At 76.0% G+C, this 12,895-nt stretch carries 2 protein-coding genes; both read right to left on the bottom strand.

Annotated features, from left to right (window positions below; translation table 11 throughout):
- Positions 1–15 precede the first annotated feature (15 nt).
- Positions 16–8,871 (bottom strand): AMP-binding protein, encoded by an 8,856-nt coding sequence (locus RM788_RS11905; RefSeq protein WP_315931679.1) that lies wholly within the window; start codon positions 8,869–8,871, stop codon positions 16–18.
- A complete protein-coding gene (locus tag RM788_RS11900; protein ID WP_315931678.1) occupies positions 8,868–12,797 on the bottom strand; it encodes a non-ribosomal peptide synthetase in 3,930 nt (1,309 codons plus the stop codon). The genes RM788_RS11905 and RM788_RS11900 overlap by 4 nt, the downstream gene beginning before the upstream one ends.
- Between the last annotated feature and the right edge of the window lie 98 nt (positions 12,798–12,895).

Here is a 12,895-nt window from a genome sequence, read left to right as displayed (position 1 = left end):
TGGCGGGGGTGCTGCTCAGTGGGCGGGTCCCGGATCGAGCGCGGCGGCGATGGACCGCGCGTGGGGCGCGCGCACGATGCCGTAGTGGGTGGTGTCGACGGTCGTGGTGGCGGACTTCGGCAGGTGCGGTGCCCACCGCTCCTCCCGGTCGGACGTCGTCTCGGCGTCGGCCGGGTCGTGCTCGGGGGCGGTGGCCAGCCACAGCCGGGTCGGGGTGGCGAGCAGCTTGGGCGGGTGGTGCTCGACCATGGCGGCGAGGTTGGCGCGGCAGCAGCGGGCCAGGCGGTGGGCGTAGTCGGCGGTGTCGGGCCGGTCGGCGCCCGCGCTGCCCAGCTCGTCGGCGAAGAGGGCGGCGAGCTGCTCCTCGTTCCGGTCGTGCGCGACGACCGCGCCCGGTGAGGGCGGGTCGATCAGGTGCAGGGCGACCGCCGGGGCGCCGGACTGCTCGGCCTCCGCCGCGATGCCCAACGCCACCCAGGCCCCGAACGACCAGCCCGCCAGCCTCAGCGGCCGGTCGGGGAACTCCACCCGCAGCGCGGCGTGGTACCGGCGGGCGCGTTCGTCGATCGACCAGCCGAGGTCCACCCCGGAGCGCAACGCCGGATCGGCGATCAGGCACACGGTCGCCGTCGGACCAAGCGCCGCGACCAGGGGCCGGTAGGCGAGGACGTCCCCGCCCACCGGGTGCACCAGGCACACGACCTCGCGGCCGGTGCCGTGCCGCCAGGTCTCCAGCGCCACCGAGCCGTCGGCGGGCGCCGCGGCCGCGGGACGGTCCGAGGTCAGGCGGCGCAGCACCCCGGTGAGGGTGACCGCGTGGCCCAGCTCCGAGACGTCCAGTTCGACGCCGGTGAGCCGGGTGGCCACGTCGATGAGGTCCAGCAGGGTGAGCGAGTCGGCGCCGAGGTCGTACAGGTCCACGTCCGGGTCGAGCTCGTCGAGGCCGAGCCAGTCCCGCAGCCGCAGGGTCAGCGCCTCCCCGACCGACGGTTCCGCGGTCGGTACCCGGACGTCGTCCGCCGTCCCGTCTCGGGGCGGCGCGTAGAACGCGTGGGCCTCGTCCCGGTCGGTGACCGACACCAGCAGTTCCGGCAGCGCGAGGTCCAGCGCGCGGGCGAACACGCGGGCGCCCTCCGCGTCGGTGAGCCCGACGGCGAGGTGGGCGCGGTGGCGGGCGTCCGGGCGGGCCAGGTGCACGGCCATGCCGCTCTCGCGCCACACGTCCCAGTCGACGCCGATCCGCGCGGTGACCTCGTCCGGCGTCGCGCGATGGCCCGCGAAACCGCTCAGCAGGCCCGCCGTGGCCGAGTAGTCGAGCTGGCCGACCCCGCCCAGCCGCGCGGACATCGACGAGCAGTAGACCGCGACCCGCGGGCGGTACCGGGCGATGAGCCGCTCCACGAGCAGCGCGCCCGCGATCGGCGCGGCGGGTCCGATCGCCGCCTGCGCCGGGTCGCGCCGGGCGATCAGCGAACCGGCGGCGACGCCCGCCGCGTGCACGACCGACGCGAGGGCGCCGGGGACGGCGGCGGCGATCCGCTCCGCCACCTCGTCGGGCGTGGCGGCGGTGAGGTCGGCCGCGATCGTGGTGACCCGGTCGGCCCACGGCGCGAGCGCGGCGGGCAGCACGGGCCTGCGCGACAGCAGGACGACCCGACCGCCGGTGTGCTCCAGGAGCCAGCGCGCGAGCACCGTCCCGATGCCGCCGGTGCCGCCGAGCACGACGTGGTCGCCGGGCGCGCCGTCCAGCACGGTGTCGTACGGGTCGGGCTCGCCCTCGTGCGACGGCACGGCCAGCACTTCCTCGTGCCACCAGTGATTCGCGCGCAACGCGAGCCGCGTCCCCGGTCCGTCGGCGCCCGCGATCAGAGCGGCCAGCGGGCCCGCGGCGGCACCGAGTTCCGGGCCCGGCAGGTCCACCCACCAGGCGTCCGGGCCGCCCTCCTGCGGGCCGACCGCCGCGATCCCGGCCATCAGCCGCAGTTCCGGGCGGTGGACGGGCCCGTCGACGGGCGCCGATCCGTGCGTCAGCCACCACGCGCGCAGCGCGGGCGCGTCCGGCGTGCGGGCGAGGGCGGCGAGCAGCGCGGCGGGCGCGTCCACGCACGCCGTGCGGGCGCGGGCCACCGACGCCCGCCCGACCGGTCCGGTCACGCCGAGCGCCGTGGCGTGCACCCAGTCGACGCCGCCCGGCGCGTTGTCGGCGAGTTCCGCCAGCAGGCCCGCCACGGCGTCGACGTCGGTGGGATCGACGGCGTGGACCGGCACGACGCGGGCGTGGGTGGCGGCGAAGGCGGCGATGACGGCGTCGTCGACCGGGTCGTCGGTGACGAGCACGAGCGTGCGGTCACCGCGCCGCGCCGCACGGGCGGCGGCACGGCGGGTGCGCACCCAACGCGGCTGGTGGAGCCACGAAGTCTCCGGAAGCCGCGTCGGCTCCTCGGTCGCCGGCTCCTCGGCGGCACGCGGGAACGTGTACTCGGAGAGGTCGAACGCCGGGGGCGGGAAGTCCCACGGGGCCGGCGCGCAACGGGGGCGCTCACCGCTCGTGGGCCCGGCGTCCACCGTCGTGACGTCGTCGTCGGCGGCGACCGCGCGCAGCCAGGCCACGGCCGCGGAGGCGTCCGCGCAGTGGGCCTCGATGCGGTGCGAGCGCGTGGGACGTCCGAACCGCAGGTGCAGGCGGACGGCGGCGAACCGGTCGGGCGCGGCGTCGAGGTACGCGGCGATCCGCGTCGCGTCGGCCCGCAGCGCGGCGGCGCTGGACGCGGAGAGCACCAGGTCCGATCCCGGATCGACGGGGAGGTCCCGCGACGCGGGCGCCCGTTCGACCACCACGTGCGCGTTCGCACCGCCGATGCCGAAGCTCGACACCCCGGCGATCCGCGGCCGGTCCTCGCGCCACGGCTCCGCGACGGTGGGGACGTGGAACGGGGCCAGGTCGACGCCGCACTCCGGGTTGGGCGCGCGGAAGTCGGCCGTCGGCGGGATCAGGCCGTGGTGCACGGCCAGCACCGCGCGGACCAGCCCGACGACGCCCGCGGCCGCGCCCAGGTGCCCGACCTGGCTCTTGACCGCCGAGAGCGCGCAGTCCGAGCCGGTGTCGCCGAAGGCCCGGCGCAGCGCCGCCACCTCCACCGGGTCACCGAGGCGGGTGGCCGTGCCGTGCGCTTCGACGTAACCGATGTCGGCGCCGGTGCGCCCGGCCCTGGCCAGCGCCCCGGAGACGGCGGCGTGCTGCCCGGCGACCCCGGGGGCGTTGTAGCCCAGCTTGTCCGCGCCGTCGTTGGTCACCGCGGAGCCGGTGACGACCGCGTACACGGTGTCGCCGTCCCACAGGGCCGCGGCCAGCGGCTTGAGCACGACCACCCCGACGCCGCTGCCCGCGACGGTGCCCGCGGCGTCGTCGCTGAAGGACCGGCAGTGGCCGTCGGGCGAAAGGATGTGCCCCGGCCGGTAGCGGTAGCCGTCGGTCAGGTCCGGGTCGACCAGCACGCCGCCCGCGAGCATCACCTCGGCGTCGCCCGCGCGCAGGAGGTTCGCGGCGACGTGCACCGCCACCAGCGACGTCGCGCACGCGGCCTGCACCGTGAGCGCCGGGCCGCGCAGACCGAGGTGGAAGGCGGCCTTGGTGGCGAGGAAGTCCTTGTCGTGGTGCTGCGCCAGCACCCAGTCGTCGGGCAGCCGCGCGGGGTCGGCCTCCCGCAGCGTCGCCCGGTAGTAGGTGTTCTCCCCGCACCCGGCGACCAGGCCGACGAGACCGTCCGCCGGATCGGCGATCCCGGCGTGCGCGAGGGCCTGCGCCGAGCACATCAGCAGGTGCCGCTGCTGCGGGTCCATCAGCCGGGCCTCACCCCGGCTGATCCCGAAGTGCGCCGGGTCGAACGCCAGCGGGCCGTCGAGCTGCGCGCGCGCTCCGACGAGCCCGTCCGGCGCGTCGATCTCCTCGATGCCCCGCCTGCCCGACGTCGTCATCTCCCAGAACGCGGCCAGGTCGGCGGCGCCGGGCAGGCGCACGGCCATCCCGACGACGGCGATCGGTTCGCCGGGGACCGCGGCGGGAGCTTCCCGCGACGATCCACCCGCGCCGCCGGTCGACGGGTCGAGGTGGGCGGCGAGCGCGCGCAGGGTGACGTGCTCGAACAGGTCGGCGATCGTGAACCCGGCCGTGACGTCGGGCGGGAGGTCGGCCGTGCACCGCAGGTGGAAGCGCATGAGGTCGAGGCTCGACGCGCCGAGGTCGAAGAAGCCGCGGTCGGGGTCGGATTCCGCGCCCGTGACCTCGGTGAAGATCGTGGCGAGCCTGCCGAGGAGGCCATCGGTCGGTGTCCGCGCCGCCGCCGGGACGTCCGCAGCTGGCAGTTCGGCGCCCGCGGCCCGCACGGCGGCGGACCGGTCGAGCTTGCCGCTCGGGGTGCGCGGCAGCTGGTCCAGCCGCCGGTAGCGCGCGATGCGGACGTGCGCGGGCAGGAGGCCCGCCAGGTGCGCGGACAGCTCCTCGACCGTCGGCGCGGGGTCGGAGCAGCTCAGCGCGGCGGCGAGCGCGCCGTCCTCCAGCGCCACGGCGGCGGCGGTCACGGCGGGGTGGCGCAGCAGCGCGGCCTCGACCTGTCCCAGTTCCAGCCGGTGGCCCGCGAGCTTGACCTGGTCGTCGTCGCGGCCCAGGAAGTGCGGCATCCCGTCGGCGGCGAGCCGGACGCGGTCGCCGCTGTCGTGGAACAGGCCGTCGGGCTGCTCGGTGAAGCGGTCCCGGTTGCGGTCGGGGTCGTCGAGGTAGCAGCGGTTGACCATCGGGCCGCCCAGCAGCAGCCGACCGGCCCGGCCCGGCGGGACGGGCAGACCCGCCCCGTCGACGACCCGCAGCACCGCGCCCGTGACCGGATGGCCGATCGCGGGCCGGTGCGGCCACGTGGCGGGGTCCCCGTCGAGCGTGAGCGCGCTGACGACGTGGGTCTCGGTGGGCCCGTAGTGGTTGTGCAGCCGGGAACCGGGCATCCCGGCGAACCACGCGCGCACCGCGTCCGTGCAGACCAGCTGTTCCCCCGCGACGACCACGTCGCGGAGCCGGGACGGGAACCGGCGCAGCCGCACCCCGTGCTCGGCCACGAGCGCCAGCGCCACGTAGGGCAGGTGCAGCCGCTCGACCCCGCCCGTCTCCAGTTGCTCCAGCAGGGCGGGCACGTCGCGGCGCCACGCCGGGCGCACGAGTCGCAGGTGACCGCCCGTGCAGAGCGTGCCGAAGACCTCCTGGAAGGAGACGTCGAAGGAGAGCATGGAGAACTGCTGGGTGACCGCGGGCGCGCCGAGCCCGCCCTCGGCGGCCTGCCACCCGAGCAGGTTGGTCAGCGTCCACTCCGGCACCTGCACGCCCTTCGGGGCGCCCGTCGAGCCGGACGTGAACAGCACGTAGAGCGGCCGCCCCGATTCCTCGCGCGCCACTGCCGGCGCTGGCCGCGGTTCGAGCCGCACGGTGTGGTGCGGCACGGGATCGGCGCCCGGCTCGGTCAGGTCGTCCAGCAGCCGCAGGAGATCGGGGCCCGCCACGAGGACGCAGTCCGGGCGCGCCGCCGCGATCACCTGCCGCAGCAGCGCGGGCGGGTAGGCCGGGTCCAGCGGTACGGCCGTGCGGCCGAGGCGGGCCAGCGCGACCAGCGCGACCACGTGCTCGATCGAGGGCTCCATCAGCAGCGCGACCCGACCGGGGGCGTCCGCGGTGACGGGGAACCGGTCCCGCAGCTCCGCGGCCAGGACGGCGGACCGCGCGTCGAGCCCGGCGCGGTCGAGGGTGACCTCGCCGAGCGTCACGGCGGGCGCGTCGGGATCCTCCAGGGCCTGCCGGGCGATCGTGTCGGCGAGTGAGCGCTGTCGCGCGTCGGCGGGACGCGCTGAGGGGCTGAGGCTTCGCCGGTAGGGCGCGGCGAGGTCCGTGGGCGTCGTGGTGGTCGCGTCGGCGTCCAGCGCGCGTCCGAACACGTCGGCGAGTGCCGCGACCTGGTCCCGCGTGAACGCGGCGCGGTCGTACTCCCACAGCAGGTCCGTCCCGCCGGGACGGTCGACGAGGAACAGCGTGATCGGGCACTTCGCCTGCGCGGGCGCGATCCACAGCGGCCGGGCGGGGCCGCCGGGGAACGCCAGGGCGGCGAAGTCGGTGTTCTCCAGCACGACCAGCGCGTCGAACGGCGGCGCGCCGCCACCCGGCCGGTCGTCGAGCACGTGGGCGAGCGCCACGTCCTGGTCGGCCAGCGCCGGACGGGCCTCGGCGGCGAGGCGGGGCAGTTGCGCCGCCAGCGGTTCGGCGGGCGCCACGACCGGGTCGAGGAGCACGGTGTTCGCGAACATCCCCACGCTGTGCTCGACGTCGGCCATCGGCCGGTTCGCGACCGGGGCGCCGAGGCGCGGGCGGTCCTGCCCGGTCACGGCCCACAGCGCGGTCGCGAACAACCCGTGCAGCAGCTCGAAGCGGGTCAGGTCGAAGTGCTCGCCGAGCCGCCGCAGCGCTGCCTGTCGTTCGGGGCTCAGCGCCTCGACCAGGAGGCCGGCCCCGTGCCCACCCGCGGGCGCGGCGACGAGCGGTTCCGGCTCGGGGAGGGTGTCGGCGTGCCGGGCGGCGACCCTCGCGCGCCGCTCCCGGTACTCGGGCCGGTCGAACCAGGTGGCCTGCCACCGGGCCACCTCGATCGGGCCCGGTCCCGGATCGGACGGGTCCAGCCGTCCGGAGTACGCGGCCGTGATGTCTTGCAGCAGCAGCGAAACCGACCAGCCGTCGATGGCGACGTGGTGCACCGCCAGCACCAGGACGCCGCCGTGCGCGGGGTCGGGCACCCAATGGGCTCGGAGCATCCGCGGTCGGGACAGGTCGAACGGTTCGGCCGACATTCGTTCCGCCACCGCGAGAGCCTGCTCCCGCGTGGCCGGGTCCTCCTGGGTCCAGGGGTCGTACGGCTCGTCGACCGACTGCTCCAAGCCGACAGGAGTGGCCAGCAGCGCCGTCCGCAGCGCCGCGTGGCGGACGGTGAGGCCCGCCACGGCCGCGTGCAGGGCGTCCGCGTCGACCGGTCCCGGCACGGCGAACACGAGGACTTCCACGTATGCGGTCGAATCCGGGTCGCGCTGCCCGGCCAGCCACAGCCGTTGCTGCTCGGTGGTCGCCGGGCCGCGGCGGGCCTCGCTCCGGACCAGCGGCGGGTACCCGTCGGCGGGGGAGGCGGCGACGGCGGCGACCACGTCGGCCAGCCTGCCGCGCAGCACGGTCTCGGCGTCGACGTCGCGGCCGAACCTGCGCCGGATCGCGAACCGCAACCGCGACGCCGCCAAGGAGTCGCCGCCCGCGGTCATCCAGCGGTCGCCGGTATCCAGGTCGGGCACGCCCAGCACGGACGCGGCGAGCGCCAGCACCTCGCGGGACAGCGGGTCGTCGGCGGACTCGACCGGTTCCGCGTCGCGCCACGGCGGGTCGGTGCGCGCCAGCAGCGCGGCCTCGTCGACCTTGCCGTTCGCGGTGAGCGGCAGCGCGTCGAGCAGGTGGAGGTGGTGGGGGCGCAGGTAGTCGGGCAGGTGCGCGGCGACGAACGCGGTGAACTCCGCGAACGAGGGTTCGGCGTCGGTCACCAGCCAGGCCAGCAGCCGCAGCGGGCCGCCGTCGGCGGGCCTGCGGGCGGCCACGTGCGCGTGGCGCACCGCGGGGTGCGCGGTCAGCGCGCGCTCCACTTCGCCCGGCTCGACCCGGAAACCGCGCACCTTGACCTGCCGGTCGACCCGCCCGGCGTAGGTGAGCAGACCGCCGTCGCCGACCAGGACGAGGTCGCCGGTCCGGTAGAACCGTTCGCCCTCCAGCAGGACGAACCGGTCTTCCGTCTCTTGTGGACGGTTCTGGTAGCCCTCGGCCAACCCGTCACCGGAGAGGTGCAGTTCGCCGTCGACGACGAGCACGCCGGTGCCGGGGAGCGGGTGGCCGATCGGCACCACGTCCCCGGCGAACTCGCGCGGGATCGGGTAGGTCACGGCGAACGTCGTGCACTCGGTGGGGCCGTAACCGTTGTGCAGGCGGGTGCGGGCGTCGGGGTTGTCGCGGTACCAGCGCCGGATCACGCGCGCGTCGAGCTGTTCCCCGCCCACCACGACGTGCTCGGCGGCCGAGAAGCAGTCGGGGACGGCGTCGAGGACCGCGTTGAACAGCGAGGAGGTCATCCACAGCACGTCGATCCGCAGCGCGACGAGCGCGTCGGCCAAGGCTCGCGGATCGCCGACCGCGGCGTCGTCGAGCACGACGCAGCACCCACCGGTCAGCAGGGGCCGCCACACCTCGAAGGAGATCGCGTCGAACGCCGGGTTCGACAGGCACGCGTAGCGCGCGCCCTCGCGGACCGGCAGCCACCCCGGACGGGCCAGGCGGGCGATACCCGCGCCGCGCACCCGCACGCCCTTGGGCAGGCCGGTCGTGCCGGAGGTGTAGAAGGTGAAGGCCACGTCGGCGGCCGGTTCGAGCGGACCCCCGTCGCCCGCGAGCAGGTCCTCGAAGTCGAGGCCCCGCACCCCTGCCGGTTCCGCGCCGGTCGGTCGGACGACCGCGACGGCGCCGGAATCGGACAGCACGTGCCGCTGCCGCGCCGGGGGGCTCTGCGCGTCGAGCGGGACGACCGTCGCGCCCGCGCGCAGGGCCCCTAGCATCGCCACGATCAACCGCCACGACCGGGGGATCGCCAGCGCCACCGCCTGACCCGGCCGCACGCCGGCGCGGATCAGCCCCCCGGCCACCGCCGCGGCGGCGGAATCGAGCTGCGCGTAGGTGAGCGTTGTGGATCCGTCCCGCACGGCCGTCAGGTCCGGTGTCCGCAACGCGCGGTCGCGCACCGCCCCCGCCAGGCCGGTCATCGCCGCACCGCCTGCGGCGCCAGGCTTTCCTCGACGGCCGTCACGACCAGCGGCAGCGTCGCGCTCTCCAGCATGTCCCAGTGCCCGCAGTCCACCGGCCGCACGTCGAACCCGCCGCCGGCGCGCTCCGCCCAGTACTCCGCCGGGGACACCCCGCCCGGCTCGTCGTCGCCGCCGACCGCCTGCAACAGCACCGTCGCCGCGTCCGTCCGTTGTGGACGATAGGCTTGCGCGACGGCCCGGTTGTGGTTGTAGATGCGGTGGTAGCGCTCGATCTGGTCGTCGTCGATGCCGGGGTACATGCCGTTGAAGCGCACCAGCTTGTCGCGGAACTCCGCCAGGTCCACCTCGGTGGTGTCGATGTCGCCGCCGGTGCCCTGGGTGTCGAGCAGCACGACCGTGACGTCGCGATGGCCCGCGAGGGTCAGCTGCCTGCCCATCTCGTGGGCCACCAGCCCACCGAACGACAGCCCGCACAGCACGACCGGCGCTCCGACCCGGATCGCGGCGCGGTCCAGGTGGTCGGCGGCCATCGCCTCCACCGACGGCAGCGGCGTCTCGCCCGGTCGCAACCCGACCGATTCGACGCCGTGCACCGCCACCCCGTCGGGCAGGGCGGCGGCCAGCGGCAGGTAGCAGAAGGCCGTGCCGCCCGCGGGGTGCACGCACAGCACCCGCGGCCCACCGGTCACGCCCGCGCGCAGCTCCAGCGGCCCGTCGGGTTCCTCGGCGGAGCCACCGGTTCGCAGCCGCGCGGCCATGGTCTCCACGGTGGGGCGGCGCAGGACCTCGCTGACCGGCACCGGCACGCCCAACTCGAGTTCCAGCTCGGTCGCGAGCCTGATCGCCGACACGGAGGTGCCGCCGACGGCGAAGAAGTCGTCGTCGATCCCCAGTTCGGGATGCAGCAGGACGCGCTGCCAGGCGCGCAGCACCGCCAGTTCGACCCGATCGCGTGGTGTCGTCGTGTTCACCCTGGCGGCGTCCGCCACGGCGTGCACCTCGCGCAGGAGCGCGTCGCGGTCGAGCTTGCCCGCCCGGCCGAGCGGCAGCTCCGCCAGTTCGACCACCACCGCCGGGATCATGTAGCCGGGCAGCAGGTCGGCCAGTTCCGCGCGGTGGTCGCGCCCGCTGGTACCGGACCCGACCGCGACGCCCGCCACCAGCCGGGGCGCGCCGTCCACGCCGTGGTCGAGCAGCACCGCCGCGTCGCGCACGCCGGGCAGTCCGCGCAGTGCCGCCGCGACCTCGCCCGGCTCGATCCGGTAGCCGCGCAGCTTCACCTGGTCGTCGCGCCGACCGACGTACTCGGCCGTGCCGTCCGGCAGCCACCGGGCCAGGTCACCGGTCCGGTACACGCGTTCCCCCGGCATGAACGGGTCGGGGAGGAACCGCTCGTCGGTCAGCTCCGGCGGCCCGAGGTAGCCGCGGGCCAGGCTCGCCCCCGCCAGGTGGATCTCGCCCACCGCTCCGGGCGGGACGAGCAGGCCGCGGTCGTCGAGCAGGTAGGCGCGGGTGCCGGGCAGCGGCCGACCGATCGGGCACGGCCGGTCGCCCCCGTCCGACGGGGGTTCCGGGTCGACGGTGGCGATGCTGTACAGGGTCGCTTCCGTCGGGCCGTAACCGAAGCAGATCCGCAGCCCCGGCAGCGCGGCGCGCATCCGCGCGAGCGCGGCCTGGGGCAACGACTCCACGCCGGTCAGCAGCTGCCGCAGCGCCAGTCCGGCGAGCCTGGCGGTCGAGTCCTCGTCGATCCACCGCACGTAGGCGGGCGGCAGGAACGCTTGCACCACGCGGTGTTCGCGCAGCCAGGCCATCAGCGCGGCCGGGTCGCCGCGCAGCGGTGCGGGCACCAGGTGCGCGACCGCGCCCGTGGTCAGCGGCAGCAGCAGTTCGTGCACCGACGCGTCGAACCCGATGCTCGACCACACCGAGGTGGCCTCGCCGGGAGTCGTCCCGAAGCGGTCGGTCCACTGGTCGAGCAGGTTGAGCACGCTGGAGTGCGTGACGACCACACCCTTGGGCCGTCCGGTCGAACCCGACGTGTAGATCACGTACGCGGCGTCGCCGTCATCGGCGGACGGGGCCTCGACGCCCGCTCCGTCCGGTGCCCCCGCGGCCACGGCGTCCGGAGCGCGCCAGCCGTCCGGCGCGTCGTCCGCGTCGCTCAGCACGAGCGCGGGCCGGGCGTCGGACACCATCGCGGCCAGCCGCGCGGCTGGCTGGTCCGGGTCGAGCGGCAGCCACGCCGCCCCGGCCGACAGCACGGCCAGCACCGCGACCACCAGCTCCGGTGTCGTGCCCAGGTGCAGCCCCACCACGCAATCCCGCCCGACACCGCGGTCCCGGAGCGCGCTGGCGAGCCGGTCGCTCCGGCTCCCCAGCTCGCGGCGGGTGAGCGACCCGTGCGGGCCCGCGACGGCGGGCGCGTCCGGGTCCTCGGCCAGCCGGGCCCGCCACCGGGCCACCACGCCACCGGGCCGCCGCACCGGATCGGGTCCGGTGCTCCAGGCCAGCACCCGCGCCCGCTCGGCCGGGTCCATCAGCTCGATGTCGCCCACCGGGCGGTCGGGTGCGGCCACGAGCCCGGCGAGCACCCGGCCCAGGTGGCCGACGACGCGCCGCGCGGTCGGTTCGTCGTAGAGCGCGGTGGCGTAGTCGAGGTAGCCGCTGAGGTGGTCGCCCTCGTCGCAGACCGCCAACGCCAGGTCGAGCGTGGCGGCGGCGTCGCGCACCGGCAGCCACGCGACCTCCAGGCCGGGCATCCGCAGCAGCCCGCGCATGGTGGGGATCAGCGCGCAGAACGTCTGGAACAGCGGGGGGTGCGCCGACGTGCGCGGCGGGTTGACCGCCTCCACGACCCGGTCCAGCGGCAGGTCCTGGTGGGTGATGGCGGCGCGCAGGGCGACACGGGTCCGCTGGAGCAGTTCGGCCGCCGTCGGGTCGCCGGTGAGCCCGACCCGCACGGCCACGGTGTTGACGAAGAACCCGACCACACCCGCGAACGCGTCGTCCGCGGCACGGCCACGGCCGGCGGTCGGGACGCCCACCACGACGTCGTCGGTGCGGCCGAGCCGGGCCAGCACCAGGGCCCACGCGGTGAGCACCACGGTGTAGACGCTCACCCGCTGCTCCTCGGCAAGCGCTTTCACGGCGGCGGTGGTCGCGGCGTCGACGTGGATCTCCACCTGCCCGCCGCTGTGGTCCTGTTCGGCGGGCCGCGGTCGATCAGGCGGCAGCGTTGTCGTGGCGGGCGCGCCTTCGAGCGCCTCGCGCCAGAACTCCACGTGCCCGTCCGGCGCGGACGTGATGAGCGCGCGCTGGGCGTGGTCGCGGAACCGGGTGGTCAACGGCGGCAGCACGACGTCGGAACCGGCGGCGGTCGCGCCGTACAGCGTTCCCAGCTCCCGCAGGAACACCGTGCGGGAGGTGCCGTCGAAGACGGTGTGGTGCACGGTCAGCAGCAGCACGTGCCGATCCGCGGCGAGCCGCACCAGCCGTCCCCGTGCCAGCGGGCCGCGCCCGAGGTCGAACGGGGTGAGCACTTCGGCGCGCCGTGCGGCGGCCAGCTCGTCGTCGGCGTCCGGGCGCCCGACGAGGTCGACGTCGGGCAGCGGGAACCCGGCGCCCGGCGGCGCGATCCGCTGCGCCACGTCGCCGTCGACGGCGACCAGGGTGGTCCGCAGGGCCTCGTGCCGGTCGAGGAGCGCGTCCAGCGCGGTCCGCAGCGCGGCGCGGTCCAGCGGTCCGCGCAGCTCGAAGGCCATCGCCAGGTTGTAGACGGCGTCGTGGACGGCGGTGGCCCCTCCCGACCCCGCGGCGGACCGGGCGAGCGCCCACAGCCGCCGCTGCGACGGTGCGGCGGGTGCCCAATCGGTGTCGTCGTCCCGGCTCGTGCGGACGTCCGGCGCGCTCTCGAAATCCACGCTGCTCCCGCCTGTGGTCCTCACCCTGCGGAAAAACATACGTTATCGATGCAGTTGGCCGCTGAATCGATTCGCCAAACGGGATGGCAAGTTGATGC

The sequence above is a fragment of the Umezawaea sp. Da 62-37 genome (assembly GCF_032460545.1).
Taxonomy (GTDB): domain Bacteria; phylum Actinomycetota; class Actinomycetes; order Mycobacteriales; family Pseudonocardiaceae; genus Umezawaea.
The sequence above is the reverse complement of the archived record's forward strand: the minus strand, read 5'-3'. Positions and strand labels throughout refer to the sequence as shown.

What these genes read in the sequence shown, in the direction of transcription:
- RM788_RS11905 (WP_315931679.1), bottom strand. Translation starts at nt 8,871, where the DNA reads ATGACCGGCCTGGCGGGGGCGGTGCGCGACCGCGCGTTGCGGACACCG.